This is a genomic window from Azospirillum melinis (assembly GCF_013340935.1).
GTDB lineage: Bacteria > Pseudomonadota > Alphaproteobacteria > Azospirillales > Azospirillaceae > Azospirillum > Azospirillum melinis.
The window spans coordinates 23,641-37,540 of record NZ_WHOS01000027.1 but is presented as its reverse complement, the minus strand read 5'-3'; the positions used below and the strand labels follow the sequence as shown (position 1 = coordinate 37,540).

The following is a 13,900-nucleotide window of genomic DNA, read 5'->3' as shown; positions in this document are numbered from 1 at the left end:
GGTCCAGAGTGGACGCGTCCGGCGTGCACTGGCCGGAGCAGGCATTCATTTCGTGCGCTTACGACTTAAGTAATATCACCACAATCTGAGCGATAGCTTCGCTTCCTTCAAGAACAATCTAATATTTCTAAGCTGTAACATGACAATTGCGGGGTAATTGCATCAACCATCCGAATAAGCGTGAGTCGTGTCACAGCATTGTTTCCGCAAATTCGGGAGATCACGGAAGTTTATGCCCATCCGTGCTACATCGCTTCTTTTCATACTGCCGCCCGTTGTGGTACCTACTATGGGCATAGCTACATCGCAACCCAGAGGGTAGGATGATGCGGATCGAAATCGAGCGACCGTTGACGTGGCCGATCCGACCGGTGGAGACCAGCACGGAGCTTGTTGCACCGGGTCCTTCCATATTGGTGGTCGGGCAGAACCTCCCCGCGGCCGACCGCGTGCGTGAGAGTTTCCTGCGCAACGGTCACCGCATCCAGGTGACCAGCGACATCGTCCAGGCGCTCGACACGCTGGAGGCCGACTCCTCAATCGGTGTCGTCGTCGTCCAGATGGTGATGCCGCATTTCGACGGGCTGGCGCTGGTCGAGCGCATGCAGTCCTCCATCGGCAGCCGTTCCGTCCAGTTTATCATCCTGGCATCCGGTGCGCAGGTCGGTGACGTGGTGCGTGCGATGCACCTCAAGGTGGCCGACTTCGTGGACGATCCGGAGGATTTCGGCCGGCTGCACGGTGCCCTGGTGCGGGCGCTGTCCGTGAGCCAGACCACGCGCGAAGCCCCGCCCCACGACGCAGCGCTCGATGAGGCCTACCGGCACGGAATGGCGATGATCGCCGCCGTGAAGGCACTGCGCGAACGGCAGAATTCGGCCACCCCGCACGCCTTCGCCGGAACGGTGGCGCCTCCAGCGCCGACGATCAGCGTCGTCCCCATGACCAAGGCGAAGAAGCCCGTTCCGATCCGCCCCGAATCGGACCATGAGCGGTTGCGCGCGCTTCGTGCGCTCCAGCAGTGGCAGGCGTCCCGCGACAAATTCTTCCCGAAGGATCTGTTCGAGGATCCCTGCTGGGCCATGCTGCTGGATCTGATGACCAACCACCTGCTGGGCAAGCGGATCTCGGTATCCTCGCTTTGTATGGCGTCCGGCGTTGCGCAGACGACCGCCTTGCGCCGCATCTCCAACCTCAAGGGCTGCGGTCTGATCCGCCGGGTGGCGGACGATCAGGACGGCCGGCGGGTCTTCGTCGAACTGACCGAAGAGGGGATCGCCGCCATGTCCCGCTACATCGAGCACATCCAGTCCATCAATCCGCCTCCGTTCAATTGACGGCCTGAAGCGGACCCTTCCGCCGGTCCGCAGACCGCACCAATGAGGACTGTTTGGGCATCGACAACCGCGATGCAAACCCGCGACACTCGGGAAGGCCGGACAATCTTGAAGCGCGTGGCCGCGGGGGCTGAATGAGCGATCGGAAATTCAAGGAATTGATCGTGCTGACCTCGGCCGATCAGGCCGGCGACGTTGGCCGCAAGATCCCCGACCAAGCCCCAACGTCGCGCGATGAGATGGACCGCCAGAAGATGGCCGAGCGCCTGCGGGCGCAGGGCTGGAGCTATCGGCGGATATCCGAGGAGTTGCAGGTCTCCTACATCCTGGTGGCGCGTTGGCTCGGCGACGGCCCGGCTCAGCAGGCAGCCCGGGTCGCCTCTGTTTCAAAGTCGACATCCAGCCCGGCGGAAACGCCCGCACCGGCCCCCAAGGGGAAGGCCGCCAAGGCTGCCGCCGCGGATGACGACAGGGATGTCCTCGCCCTTCAGTTCCAGGCATTCGAGCAGTATGTCCGCGAGGTCATCGCCACGCTCGACGAGCGTCACGAGACGATGATCGACCGCCAGGACGAACTGATCCGCGCCCTCGACGAGGAGCGCGCCAAGGCGCGTGCCCGCGAAGAGGAATTGCTGGAGGCGCTCGAGGCCGAACGTGCGCGCTGGTCCGAGGCGGAGGAGCGCTTCCGCGCCGAACTGGAGCAATTCAAAGAGGAAATGCGGGCTACCGGCGGGTCCTCGACCACCGATGACGACGAAGCCGCGTCGGACGAAAACCCGTTCAGCTTCGGCGACGACGACGAAGAGGGGGGCAACTCCGATCCCTTCAGCTTTGGCGACGACGAAAGCGGAAAAGACCCGTTCAGCTTCGGCGACGATGACGATGCTGAAACAGCTGCGGAGGATCCGTTCGGTTCCAGCAGCGACACGGAGACGGAAAGCGGCAAGGATCCTTTCAGCTTCGACGAGGACGAAAAGGAAAAGGAGCCCGGCGAAGAGGATCCCTTCGGTTCCGACGATCCGTTCGCTGCCTTCGACACCGAGGAGGATTCGTCCGAAACGGAGCAAAGCACGGCCGAAGTTCAGGACGATCCGGAGGACGGCACGGCTGAGGCTGAGACGGCTGAGGACGAGGACCCGTTCAAAGCTTTCGACGACGAAGCCGAAGCCGACGACACCCCGACGGTCAGTGCCGACGCCTTCTCCTTCGACGATGAGCCCGAAGCAAAGGAACCGGAGCCCGAACCGCCCAAGAAGCGCAAGGGACTGCTGTTCTGGCGGCGTTGATGGAGGGAGGCCCGCCCCATTGCGGCCTCCCCGCCCGCCGCCTGCCTTGAGCGGCGGGGGCCTTACCCCACCGTGATCCAGGCGCAGAGAATCACGTAGGCGATCGGGAAGACGATGACCGAGATGCGGTCGAGCCTGACGGCCTTCGCCGCGTCGCGCTCGTAGATCATCAGCGACACCGAACTCTGCAGCAGGCTGAGGAAGATCAGCCCCATCGACGCCATGTTGATCTTGTCGGACAGCGTGAAGCCCGTGCTGTGCGGAAGCTCGCCGGCGACGATGAAGTAGCTGGCCACCACCGCGAACAGCGCACCGATGCCGAGACCGAAGCGGGGGTCGAGGTCGATCGGCTTGACCAGGAAGGCCAGGAAGGCGACCAGGCACGAGATGAAGATCGTCGAGAAGGTCTTGAAATAATAGATCGTGTTCGGCCTGTCGATCTGCACCTCCTGCACGAAGCGCGAGAAGCGCGACTCGTGCGCCTTCGGCAGGGAAATGTCGCCGTAGTTGGTGCGGTACGCCTTCTCCATGATGCCGGCCGTGGACTTCGTCACGTTGTAGCCGGCAACGTCGATGTCCGGATTGACCTCGGTGTTTTCGGTGTCGGCGACATAGACCAGATTTTCGACGGTGCGGTCATTGTCTTCGATCTCGATGCGGATCGACTGCTTGTCCAGCGGGAAACGGCTGATGTCCCACGCCTGGTTGAGCACGGCATGCACGCGGGCCGAGATGTAATTCTGGCCGTTGACCTTGCGCAGCGGTGTCGGCTCCTTCGAGCTGATGGTGCCGTTCATCACCTCGAAGGAGTCGAGTGGATTGATGTCGTCGGCATCCCAGCGGAACCAGACATAGAAGTCCACCGTCACCTGCTTTTCCTTCAGGTTCAGCCCGGTGATCTGGTTGATGTAACTCCCCACGATCACCTTCTGCGGCTCGGCCCGCGCTTCGTCCGCCGCCATGGCGGACAGACCCGTGAACAGCAGAAGCGCGAGCGCCAGCAGGTTCCTAAACATCTCAAGTCCCCCTTTCCGGCCCGGTTAGTGTTCGAGCGCGTGGCTCTTCTTGACCATGTAATCCATCAGCGCGAGCAGCAGACCCGAGACCACGAAGGTGCAATGGATTGCCACCAGCCAGATCAGGTCGCGGTCGGACACCGTTCCGACATGCATGAAGGTCTTCAGCACCTGGATCGACGAGATGGCGACGATGGAGGCGATCAGCTTCACCTTCAGGGCGCTGAAATCGAGCTTCCCCATCCATTCCGGACGGTCCGAATGGCCGGCCACGTCGATCTTGGAGACGAAGTTCTCGTAGCCGCTGAAGATCACCATCAGCACGAGGTTGCCGACCATGGTCAGGTCGACCAGCGCCAGGACGACCAGGATGACCTCGGACTCGTTGCCGCTGGCCAGCTTCGGGAAGGCGTGGACGAACTCGACCGCGAAGCACCAGCCGATCATGCCGAGTGCGCCAACGAGGCCGAGATAGAGCGGCGCCAGCAGCCAGCGGCTCTGGAACATCGCCTGTTCGAGCCAATGTTCGACGTGCTTCGCCGGTCCACGGGGAGCCTGGATCGGAGCGCCGGCCGGGAGTTCCGCCGGAGTAATATGAGCGTGTGTCATTCTTTCTTTGCCACCTTGATTTCAGCCGGAACGTTCTGCGGCTGGCCGTTCTTGAAATGGACGTACGTCATGTTGAGTTTGGTGAAGGACAGCGAGATCGACTCGTCGCCGCTGTTGTCGCCGCTGCCGCTGGCGGAGACGGTGTAGGACGTGACGTGGACATCGGTCAGCACGATGGTCAGGAACTTGTCGAAGCTGATCTTGCCGCCGCTGATGTCCGACTGCTCGGCCGACACCTGCGTGTCCATCGGCCGCAGGAAGTAGATCGTGGCCTCGGCACCCGGCACCGGGTCGGCGAACGCCGCCTTCAGCAGCAGCGGCGAGGCCATGTCGATGGGCTTGCTGAGGTCGACGCTGTCGATGCCGACGGTGCGCCGCTTCGCCTGCGGCTTCACGTTGCGGTAATTGTCGTGCATCGCCGCGATGCCATAGACGTCGTAGTCGTCGTCTTCGACCGCCGAGCCGTATTCCAGGGACCCGGCATCGTTCGAGCCGGTCTTCATGTCGAACTTCGTGCAGTAAATCAGGTTGCTGTAGCCCTGAAGCAGCGAATCCCCGGCAATGCCGGGATATTTGAGAAGGATGCGCATCGCGGGGTCACTCGTCCTTCAGGCGCAGCACGGAGAACATCCGCCCGACCTCGCCGCGGTCGCCGAGCAGGTCTGCATAGAGTTCCGGCAACGAGAGCTGCCCCCAGGAGGCCGCGCGGCGCACCAGATAGGAGGTCGGGCTGTGCGGCTCCTCCTTTTCCAGATAGTCGGCGATCTGCCGGAGCATTCCGTAGGCCTCCTCCCGATTGCGCGGCCCGCCGGTCCAGCCGGCGCTGGCCGGACGAGCCGCGGCATCGGGGGCCGCGGCGGCGTCGCCGGCAGCGGCGTCTTCGGGGGCCGCCACGGGTGACGCCGGCTCGAGGGCGACACCGCGTTTGCGCAGGACATCCTCCTGGAACCGGCACAGCTCTTCGACCGTGCGCTTGATGCGGGAGAGGGCGGGAGCGTTGCGGCCGGCGAGCCGGTCCAGCACCGCGCCCAGCGCATGCGCCGCCGCCTCGGCCGCCTTCAGGTTTTCACGCTGGGCGACGTAGAACTCCGAAGGCGTCTTCTCGACGTCCTTGACGATCCGCTCCACCGGCACCTCGCCTTCGGCGATGGCGGCCTTGTAGGCACGGGCATCGCGGCCGGCCAGCTTGCGCAGGCGCTGGGCGTTCTGCCAGTCCTGCAGCCGGAGGCCCGACTTGGCCCCCTGTTCCGGCAGCGCGATGGGCATCGCCAGCAGATCGCGGGCCAGCCGTTCATCCAACCACGAGAGGGGCGCGAAGCGCGCCTCCATGTCGCCGTCCTCGTCGATGCGCGGGTAGAGCCCGTCCCAGAATGTTTCGGCAAGGCCGGCAAGCATCGACAGGCCCGGTGCGATGGCGGACGGCCCATGCTGCTGCACCAGCGCCTGCACCAGCCAGACGGCGATCTGGAGATCCTTCGAGCGGGTCGCCAGCAGATCGGTGGCCCCGGCCGCAACGCCCTTCCAGTCGGCCCGCTTGACGTCGTCGGTCTGCCAGATTCCCTTGTCGGTGTCGTCGTCCATGCGCCGGGCCTCGGCCAGCGCGTCGAACTCGGGCTCGTAGCGGATGTCCTCGCCGGCCGGAAGATCTCCCGGGATCGGCATGAGAATCCGTTCGACGTCGATGAGAGGGCGTTCGGCGGTCTGCGTGTCGGTCATGGCGTTGACTGGGATCCGTTCGTTGACACGTCAGTAGACGCGCTGGTTGGCCGGCCGCAGCAGCGGCGGCACGCCCGGCGGCGCCTGGAGGTCGAAGAAGGCGCGGTCCGTCGGGTTGACCGGCTGACCGCCGAAGCCGGCCGAGGGGAAGCCCGTCAGCCCCGCCGGGGGTGTGGCTGGAAAACTCGAGGAAAAGCTCGGCGGGACGGCCGGTGGGTAGCCCGGCCGCGGCATGCCGCCGGCCGATGCCAGCAGCGGGGCCGACGACGGAAGCTCGGGCAGCGCCACCTTCTCGTCGCGTGGCGGCTTGCCGTCGGTCACGATTGTCCGCTTGGCGCCCAGCGCCATGAAGACCCGCGTGTCCGGCCGTTTCGCCTCGGGCACGGAGGGCAGACCCGGCGTGCCGGGACGCGGAGTCGGGCTGAGGGAGACCGGCGCATCGCGTCCGGCCTTGTCCTCGACCTCCCTGCCCTCGCTGTCCCTGGCGGCCGACACGGGCTTGGTCTGCGCCTCGAACAGAAGGATCGTATCGGCATTGGAAGGCCGGTCGCGCTGGGCGGCATTGTGCTGACGGACCAGCGCGAACAGCGCCCACGGCCCCTCATAGGCGAAGGTCAGCGTGGCATCGTCCACGCTGGACGATGCACCGACGCCGGTGACCGGCACCAGCTTGCCGTCCTTGGCCCAACGCAGCGACAGCGCGACGCGGTCGCCGGGGTACCAGCGCAACGGCGAGCGCGCACCGATATTGGCGATGATGCCGGCCGGGGTGGACAGCTTCCACTCGATGATGTTGGTGCCGCCGGCCTCGCGGCCACGGTTGACGCGGAAGGTCGGATCGAGCAGCAGTCCGCCGGACTGGTCGGTGACGGTAGCGGCCGTCAGCGCCGGCTTCGCCAGCGCCATCGTTTCCATGAAGCGCAGGGCGTCGTGACCGGCGGTGCCGAGGCGGGTCGAGCGGCGCAACCCCTCGATCACATAGCCCTGGCGGGCATCGAAGGCGTCATAGAAGGCCCGCACCATGGCGACGTCGGCCTGGTTCTCTCCGACCGGACCGAAGGGGAAGCGGCCGGCCAGCGAGACGTTGAAGGCGGTCGCAAGCTCGGCATAGCCCAGATAGACGCGCTGGTCGACCATCAGGCGGCAGCGGTCGGCGATGGACTGCTTCAGCTCGTTCAGGCGGCTGGCAAAGAAATCGCCCGCCTGCGGGTCGAGCTGCGCCTTGTCCCAACAGTTGGTGGCGTCGATGGCGGCCACGTCGGTGGTGACGAACTTCTCCAGGGCGGCCAGCGTGCTGTTCGGACGGCCACCCTCGTAACGGTCGAACTCGGCGACGATGCGCGACCATTTGGCCGAGAGACCGGAGGCCGCGCCTCCGCCCATGACGGGCTTCTCCAGGATTTCGACCACCGGAGCCGCGACCTCGCGGGTCAGCGCCATCACTTCCTGCCGCGCGTTGCCGAGATAGAGGGCCAGCGCCGTCGGGCTCTGCTGGCCGAACAGCTGGGCGGGAACCAGCGGGCCGTCGATCCAGGCGTTCAGCGACCGCGCATCGGGGCGGTAGAGCTGGTCCTCCTCCAGCATGCGGTCGGCCTGGGCGAGCACGGCGTTGGCCTGCCGCGCGACGATGTCGCGGATGGCGTCGGCCGGCGTGGCGAGGCCGATCTGCCGGAAGCTCTGCATCGTCTCGGCCAGCACCGGGAAGGCGAGGCGCAGCGAGCGCGCAGACTCCCGAAGCTGCGTCAGCCCGCCGGCACGGTCGATGGTCCCGCCGGCCGGCGTGCCGGACAGGGCGCGGGCAAGAACCTGTTCGACACCGCGGCGAAGCTGGTGCTGCGCCGCGGCGCGCATCGAGGCGCGCAGGATCTGCGGGGCCTGCGGCACCTCCTTGGCGTCGAACAGCAGGTAATCCTCCAGCAGCGGCGGGATCGTCTCCAGAGCCGCGCGGTCCCAGCCGGCGCGGTTGGTCGGAGCCGCTGCCGTGCCCGACGCCTCGCCGGAGCGCATGAAGCGGCGCGCCGACCAGACGGTGAGGGTCTGGCGGAGGCTTTCGGCCGTGGGCGACAGACGCGGGGCGCCGGCCGGCCCCTGGACCAGCAGCCGGCCGATCACCGAATCCAGCGACTTTCCGCCCGACCCGGCCTCGTCATAGCGGCGCTGGGCCAACTCCATGATGTCGGCGCGCAAGCCGGGGCCGAACAGCTCCGACTTCTCCAGGCGGGTGAGAAGGGTGTCGAATTCGGGCGGCAGCACCGGCCCATCGGTGCCGATCCAGGCGCCGCGCTCCATGTTCAGGCCGCGCGCGGCCTCGTCCAGGCTGCCCAGCACCTCGGCGTAGGAGGTCGCGGCATCGGCGCCGGTGCGGGCTCCGCCGGCGAGCAGTTCAAGCTCGTTGGCGGCGACCGACAGGCGGGCCACGGCGAGGCCGCTCATGGCGAGTTCGCGCAGATAGGCGTCGGCGAACTGGCGGAAGCGGCGCGTCACGTCGCCGCGATAGGCGGACAGGTCGATCGGCCGCTGCGCGCCGGGACCGGGGGCCGGGACGGCGCCGCCCGACGGCGGCACGTCGACGCTCCAGCCCTGCAGCCTTGCGGAGAAGCCGCGCGCCCCGGCGGAGCCCAGCGAGAATTCCAGCGCCTCGTCGAGCGGCATGTTGGCGTCGCGGGAATCGACGGTGTTGTAGGCCCTGGCCAGTCCTTCGGCGATGCCCACCTCGGCGGCGAAGGCGCGCAGGCGGTCGAACTCGCTGGCACCGATCTGGACGCGGAGCGGATCGCGGGCCAGCCGGCGCAGCCGGTCCTCGGCGACATCGCGCATGGTCGCCAGCGTCAGCCGGCGATAGCCGACCGCCAGCGCACGGGCCACCTCGTCGGGCACGCCGCTGATCCAGGCGGCCGGCAGCGGGTTGAAGGGCAAATCCTGCGGCAGGGTCGCCATGCCCTGGACGAACCGCGCGGCGGCATCGGCATAGGTCGGCGGCAGCGGCGCGCCGGCCTGATTGGCGGCGCGCTGGTCGGAAAGCTGCTGGAGGTTTGCCGGGATGTCCGACAGGATCGGCACCAGCTGGTCCGACAGCGTGTTCACCCGGTGCACGCCCATCCACAGCAGCAGGATCGCGGCGGCAGAGGCAACGGCGGTGCCGACCGGCCAGGCATGGCGGCGCAGGGTTCGCGTCGCGGCGAAGGCGCGGGTCGGCTTGGGCAGCCCCGCCTCGGGGAAGATCTTGCGGTTCAGCAGGTCGCGGCCGAAGACGGCCGGCGTCTCCGGCGCCGTCCGGCCGACGAAATACAGGCCGCGGACATACAGCGTTTCCTGATAGGCGGTGCGCTTGAAGGCGGTGCCGAGCATGGCGCGCAGCGCCGCCTCCGTCCCGGTCAGCCGGTCGGTCAGCGCCACGATCTGCGCCCCGTCCTCCCGCGCTGCCGCGCCGAAGACTTCGAGCTGGAGGGCCAGCATGCCGGCGGCGACGGACTGGAGCGCCTCGCCGACGACGTCCGGGGTGAACACCGTCTCCAGCGCGTAGGGCGACGACCAGCCGAGCATGCCGTCGCGCAGGGGCTCGGGCAGCGCATCGGCCAGCAGCGGGAAGCCGGGAATGGCGTCGCAGCCGGTGACCACCACATAGACCGGCAGCGCAAGCCCAAGCGTGCGCTGGATCTCCCACAGGCGGGCATAAAGCTCGGTGCCGCGCGCGGCGGCGCGGCGGACGTCCTCAAGCTCCTCCAGCGGGATGGTCAGGATCACGCCGTCGGCCGGCATCATGACGCGGTGGCGGGCAAGCTGGTCGAGCACGCCCTTCCAGGCAACGCGGGCGTCGTCGATGTCGATCACCACCGCCCGGTCGTAAAAGCGCCAGTGGAAGCCGAAGGGCCGGTCCTTGGACTCCACCGGCGGCCGGACCTCCTCGGCGCAGGTCAACAGGCCGCCATCGTCGCCGGGCACGACGCCGGTGCGCAGGTACCACGGCACCAGATAGACGTTGCGCGACAGGGTTTCGCGATAGGCGGCAAGGCCCTCGCGGAACAGCCGGCGGAGGTCGCGCCCGCCGACGATGGGGAGCGCCGCGGGCACTCCCGACGCGGGCGCCCCGGCGGGATCGGCGCTCTCGGGCGCAGGCAGGGCCTTGACCTCGGGCGGCGGCTCGGCCGGCCGACGGCCGGCACGCAGCAGGATCACCGCCATGACAGCGATGATGACGAGGACGACCAGCAGAAGTGCTGCGAAGAACCACAGCTGGTTCTGCGCGATGCCCGTCAGGACGGTGCCGAGAATATCCATGGTCCCTCTCCCCGCCCCGGCTCAGCGCGTCACGCGAACGGACGCCTGCATCACCGCGTCCGCCGCACTCGACAGGTTCGCGGTCGTCACCCACCACATCGCCTGACCAACGACCAGCCACGCCCCGGCCAGGGCGGCCAGCACCACCGGCCAGCGGACGCCGCGCGCCAGCGTGCGCATCTGCCCGTCGGTCATGGTGTGGGCGTAGGCGGACGGGATCAGCGTGCGCCCGGCCGGCAGCAGGCCGGGGGCAAGCTCGGACTCGCGCCCGGCGATGAATTCGAAAAGGCGGGCGGAGATGCTGCGCAGCTGCACGGCACCGCCGGGCTCGCGGTAACGGCCCTTGAAGCCCAACCCCAGCAGCAGCAGGTACACGGCGGCGAGCTGCGACAGCCGGCGGTCGTTGCTGGCCAGCAGCGCCTCCATGCGGTCGAAGACGCGCTCGCCGGCAAGCCGGGTGCGGAACAGCGCCTGCTCCAGCAGCGCGGAACGCCAGACCTCCCGCCCGTTCCACTCCACGTCATGGATGAACAGGTCGTCGGCCAGCGCCGCCATGGCGTATTGCGCCTCACGGTACTGGCTGATCATCAGTTCGGTGCCGGTGCGCGCGACCTGCGCCGCCTGGGCTTCCAGAAAGTCCTGGAGGCGGCGGATGACGATCTCCGCATCGGGTTCGAGGGATAGCGCCGGCGGCCCCCCCACCCCGCCGATCCCTGACCGGGCCGCGAAGCCGGCGGGCGCATGAATGGCCGACAGGGCGAGCACGTCCTCGTTCAGGAAGGCCGGCAGGCTTTCGGTCGCCTCCGCCCCGGAACCTGTGGCGGCAGCGGCAGCCGGGCGGCCGGCGCGGATCGCCGCACGGTGCTGCTGGATCTCGCGGGCGAAGGCGAGGAAGTGATCGACCAGATCCCGGCGGTGAAGCATCGTGCCAATCCTCAGCTCAGGCCGTGACGAACAGCGTGATCTCGGCGGGCCGGAAGCGGCTGCCGATGCTGTCGGGGTTCCAGATTTCCAGCCGCTCGCCGGGAACGATGTAGCGGGGGTCCACCACCACCTCGAACGGCACGACGCCGCGCGGTGCGGCGACGCCGGATTCGCCGCTGTCGTCGAGCGCGATGCGGTCGGCACCCTTCACCCGCAAACCGGAGAGCGTCTCCAGCTTGGAATGGGAGGCGACGATGCAGTTCTCCATCCAGGCCGCGACCTCGCCCACGGTCGCGGCGGCCGGGCCGCGCACGCCGATGACCAGACGGCCCTTCAGCCAGGCCTCCTCCATCACCAGACCGAACATCCCGGCCTCGAAGGTGAAGGGGATGCGGGCGACGCCCTCCTTGACGCGGTCGATCATCCGCAGGATGAAGTCGCGCACCTCGCCGTAGGCCGACATCGGATCGTCGTGATCGTAGCGCGACAGCTTGGCCGGCACCGCGCCGTTGGCGAAGGCGGAGAGATGGCCGGCCAGCGTGCACAGCGAGAGATAGACATCGAAGGGATGGCAGACGCCGACGGCGAGTTGCGCCTCCAGCGGCGGCAGTCCGGTGACGAGGCTGCGGATTTCCGTGCGGGCGGCGTCGGCCAGCTCGGTGGCGGCGTTGCCGGTGCCGACGCCGGAGCGTTCGGCCAGGAACAGCGCCTTCTCGCGCACGCGCCGCACGATCTCGCCGCCCAGGCGGCCGAGCGCCGAGTTGGCGGTCACCGACAGCGTCGGCGGCACAAAGTCGGTCAGCACGAAGGCGTCGTTGCGGAAGGTTGCCTGGGCCACCGGCATCGACACGAATTTCTGCGGCGGCTTCTGGTTGGGCCCGGTGGTGGCGAACAGTCCCAGGCGCGGACGCAGGCGGGCGATGGCCACCTCCTCGCCGCCGTTGAGGTCGGGAACCGGACGCCCCTCCACCGAGAGGAAGCGGGAGACCTCGCCGGGACCGGGCGCCCGGTCCGCCAGAGCCTGCGGGACGACCAGATGGATGGTGATCTGCGTCTGGCCGACCGGGTCGGCATAGGCGGAGATGTCCACCTCCAACGGCTCGGTGCTGTCGCCGCCGTGATGGACGATCAGCCCGTCGGGCATGATCGCCTCCAGCTCGCGGATGCGCACCAGACCGGACACCAGATTGACGCGGTCCACCTGGAAATGCACGACGCCCCAGTGGAAGGGGCGGGCATGGCCGGCGTGGTAGGTCAGCAGCCGCTCGTTGCGCAGGGCCTGCTGCTGGAAATGCTGCGGGGCCAGCAGCATGCCGTCGTGCCAGGCGATGGCCTCGGGAATGTCGCGTGCCTCGGTCATGCCGGCCTCCGGTGAATGGCGGATACGTCAGGGAGCAAGTTCGACATCCTTGTCGCCGACGGCGAGGGAAAGCGTGCGCGTGTCGGGCACGCGCAGGCGGTGCGGTCCAGGGGTGGCGTAGTTGGCGTAGACGAGGATCGCCCAGGCCGCTTCCCGGTCCGACGGAAGCTGCGCGTCGAGCTTCTGGCCGGGCACCAGTTCCCAGCTCGCGATGTCCAGGGTCGAGGGGTGGTCGCGCCGGTACTGCTCGCGCTTGGCGAACCAGTCGGCGGCGGTGAGCGCCGTTAGCTGATCGACCAGGGCCTTGTCGCGGATCGACACCACGTCGATGGCGACCGGCGTGCTGTCGTTGGCGGCGGGTGCGACAGTGAACGACACGGTGTTCAGCCAGGCCGCCGGCTTGTCGGCACAGGCGCCGAGAAGCAAAAGAATGGCAAGGGCAGCATGGGAACGTCGAAGGGACATCAGGACCGTCCTCCCGGCTCGGCTAGGGTGACGACGGTTCCGGCGACGCCGCTGGACCGCTTGATGGCGTCCGCGGCGGCGGTCGCCTCGTCGGTGGTGGCGAAACGGCCGCTGCGCACGGCGTAGGGCGTCGTGGCCCCGCCGTCGGGCGCGTAGGAGACGGCGGCGGCAACGCCCCGCTGGCCGGCGGCGTCGGCGAAGCTCTCGGCATTGGCCTGGTTGGCGAAGCGCCCCAGCTCGACCGCGAAGCTGCGGACGGGGGCCGGGTCGCCCGCCTTCGCCCCTTGCCCCCCTTGCCCTTGCCCGGACACCTGATCGAGCCCGTTGAAGAGACGTTCCTCGACGCTGTTCTCGACGCCGTAGGACAGCTTGCTGCGCGCCTGGAAGGAGGCGCGGTTCACCGACTTGGCCATCGGAGCGGCCATCCAGGACGGAAGGAAGCGGCCGGCGGCGGCGAGCGTGCCGTGGGCGACCGGGTCCAGCACTGACTCCGCCACACCCGAGACGGTGTCAGCGGCACGGTCGGCGCTGGCCTTGACCGCCTGTTCGGTCTCGAACCGGCGCGAGATGGCGCTCATGCCGACAGTGTCGGCGACGCCGGCAAGCCGGCCTTCGCCAGCCGGGGCGGTGGCAGGGGCGGCACCCGGCGCGGCACCGGGGCCGGCGGCGACCTGCGTGGCCGGCACCGGCCCCATCGTCGCCACGGCGATCCCGACGCCCAGCAGCACGGCGACAACCATGAGCACGACAACGCCGATGGCCAGCCCGGCCACCTGTCCCCGCCCCAGCGTAATCGTCGTCATCGCCATCGCATCCCGAGCGAAATCCTGTTCCGAGAGCCCGTCGGCCCGGATCGTGGCAATTGAAGCATCAAGCCGCCGGAATCACGCCCTCTGTCTGGTTCGTTCT

General features: G+C 68.1%; 11 protein-coding genes. 2 read left to right on the top strand and 9 right to left on the bottom strand.

Translation table 11 applies throughout. The features are described 5' to 3' along the window. The first annotated feature begins 323 nt into the window (after window positions 1-323). Together GBZ48_RS19885 and GBZ48_RS19880 are read left to right on the top strand one after the other, a co-directional pair. Window positions 324-1,337, top strand: a complete 1,014-nt coding sequence (locus GBZ48_RS19885) for a response regulator (protein WP_174472585.1) — start codon at window positions 324-326, stop codon at window positions 1,335-1,337. Between the two features lie 134 nt (window positions 1,338-1,471). Then, window positions 1,472-2,623: a hypothetical protein gene (locus GBZ48_RS19880; RefSeq protein WP_174472584.1), complete on the top strand. Its 1,152-nt coding sequence runs from the start codon at window positions 1,472-1,474 to the stop codon at window positions 2,621-2,623. A gap of 62 nt (window positions 2,624-2,685) precedes the next feature. Here GBZ48_RS19880 and GBZ48_RS19875 read toward each other — a convergent pair whose 3' ends face one another. The 9 genes from GBZ48_RS19875 to GBZ48_RS19835 are packed head-to-tail and all read right to left on the bottom strand — an operon-like array spanning window position 2,686 to window position 13,794. Continuing rightward, entirely contained in the window at window positions 2,686-3,639 is a 954-nt protein-coding gene (locus GBZ48_RS19875; protein ID WP_174472583.1) for a ligand-gated ion channel, read from the bottom strand. A 24-nt stretch (window positions 3,640-3,663) separates the two neighbouring features. Then, window positions 3,664-4,248: a TIGR00645 family protein gene (locus GBZ48_RS19870; protein WP_174472582.1), complete on the bottom strand. Its 585-nt coding sequence runs from the start codon at window positions 4,246-4,248 to the stop codon at window positions 3,664-3,666. Beyond that, a complete protein-coding gene (locus GBZ48_RS19865) occupies window positions 4,245-4,838 on the bottom strand; it encodes a type VI secretion system tube protein Hcp (RefSeq protein WP_174472581.1) in 594 nt (197 codons plus the stop codon). The genes GBZ48_RS19870 and GBZ48_RS19865 overlap by 4 nt, the downstream gene beginning before the upstream one ends. Window positions 4,839-4,845: 7 nt before the next feature. Beyond that, window positions 4,846-5,964 carry a type VI secretion system protein TssA gene (gene tssA / locus GBZ48_RS19860; RefSeq protein ID WP_174472580.1) on the bottom strand — a complete coding sequence of 373 codons (1,119 nt, stop codon included), beginning with the start codon at window positions 5,962-5,964 and terminating at the stop codon, window positions 4,846-4,848. Between the two features lie 30 nt (window positions 5,965-5,994). Further along, window positions 5,995-10,242 (bottom strand): type VI secretion protein IcmF/TssM N-terminal domain-containing protein, encoded by a 4,248-nt coding sequence (locus tag GBZ48_RS19855; protein ID WP_174472579.1) that lies wholly within the window; start codon window positions 10,240-10,242, stop codon window positions 5,995-5,997. Window positions 10,243-10,263: 21 nt separating this feature from the next. Beyond that, window positions 10,264-11,166: a DotU family type IV/VI secretion system protein gene (locus tag GBZ48_RS19850; protein WP_246307331.1), complete on the bottom strand. Its 903-nt coding sequence runs from the start codon at window positions 11,164-11,166 to the stop codon at window positions 10,264-10,266. A gap of 16 nt (window positions 11,167-11,182) precedes the next feature. Continuing rightward, window positions 11,183-12,526 carry a type VI secretion system baseplate subunit TssK gene (gene tssK, locus GBZ48_RS19845; protein WP_174472578.1) on the bottom strand — a complete coding sequence of 448 codons (1,344 nt, stop codon included), beginning with the start codon at window positions 12,524-12,526 and terminating at the stop codon, window positions 11,183-11,185. 27 nt (window positions 12,527-12,553) lie between these two features. Beyond that, window positions 12,554-12,991: a hypothetical protein gene (locus tag GBZ48_RS19840; protein ID WP_174472577.1), complete on the bottom strand. Its 438-nt coding sequence runs from the start codon at window positions 12,989-12,991 to the stop codon at window positions 12,554-12,556. Further along, window positions 12,991-13,794, bottom strand: a complete 804-nt coding sequence (locus tag GBZ48_RS19835) for an SPOR domain-containing protein (RefSeq protein ID WP_246307330.1) — start codon at window positions 13,792-13,794, stop codon at window positions 12,991-12,993. Before GBZ48_RS19835 ends, GBZ48_RS19840 begins: the two co-directional genes overlap by 1 nt. Window positions 13,795-13,900 lie beyond the last annotated feature (106 nt).

Coding starts and splice junctions, on each gene's coding strand:
- GBZ48_RS19885 (WP_174472585.1), top strand. CDS start 324: ATGATGCGGATCGAAATCGAGCGACCGTTGACGTGGCCGATCCGACCG.
- GBZ48_RS19855 (WP_174472579.1), bottom strand. CDS start 10,242: ATGGATATTCTCGGCACCGTCCTGACGGGCATCGCGCAGAACCAGCTG.
- GBZ48_RS19870 (WP_174472582.1), bottom strand. CDS start 4,248: ATGACACACGCTCATATTACTCCGGCGGAACTCCCGGCCGGCGCTCCG.
- GBZ48_RS19840 (WP_174472577.1), bottom strand. CDS start 12,991: ATGTCCCTTCGACGTTCCCATGCTGCCCTTGCCATTCTTTTGCTTCTC.
- tssA (WP_174472580.1), bottom strand. CDS start 5,964: ATGACCGACACGCAGACCGCCGAACGCCCTCTCATCGACGTCGAACGG.
- GBZ48_RS19865 (WP_174472581.1), bottom strand. CDS start 4,838: ATGCGCATCCTTCTCAAATATCCCGGCATTGCCGGGGATTCGCTGCTT.
- GBZ48_RS19835 (WP_246307330.1), bottom strand. CDS start 13,794: ATGACGACGATTACGCTGGGGCGGGGACAGGTGGCCGGGCTGGCCATC.
- tssK (WP_174472578.1), bottom strand. CDS start 12,526: ATGACCGAGGCACGCGACATTCCCGAGGCCATCGCCTGGCACGACGGC.
- GBZ48_RS19850 (WP_246307331.1), bottom strand. CDS start 11,166: ATGCTTCACCGCCGGGATCTGGTCGATCACTTCCTCGCCTTCGCCCGC.
- GBZ48_RS19880 (WP_174472584.1), top strand. CDS start 1,472: ATGAGCGATCGGAAATTCAAGGAATTGATCGTGCTGACCTCGGCCGAT.
- GBZ48_RS19875 (WP_174472583.1), bottom strand. CDS start 3,639: ATGTTTAGGAACCTGCTGGCGCTCGCGCTTCTGCTGTTCACGGGTCTG.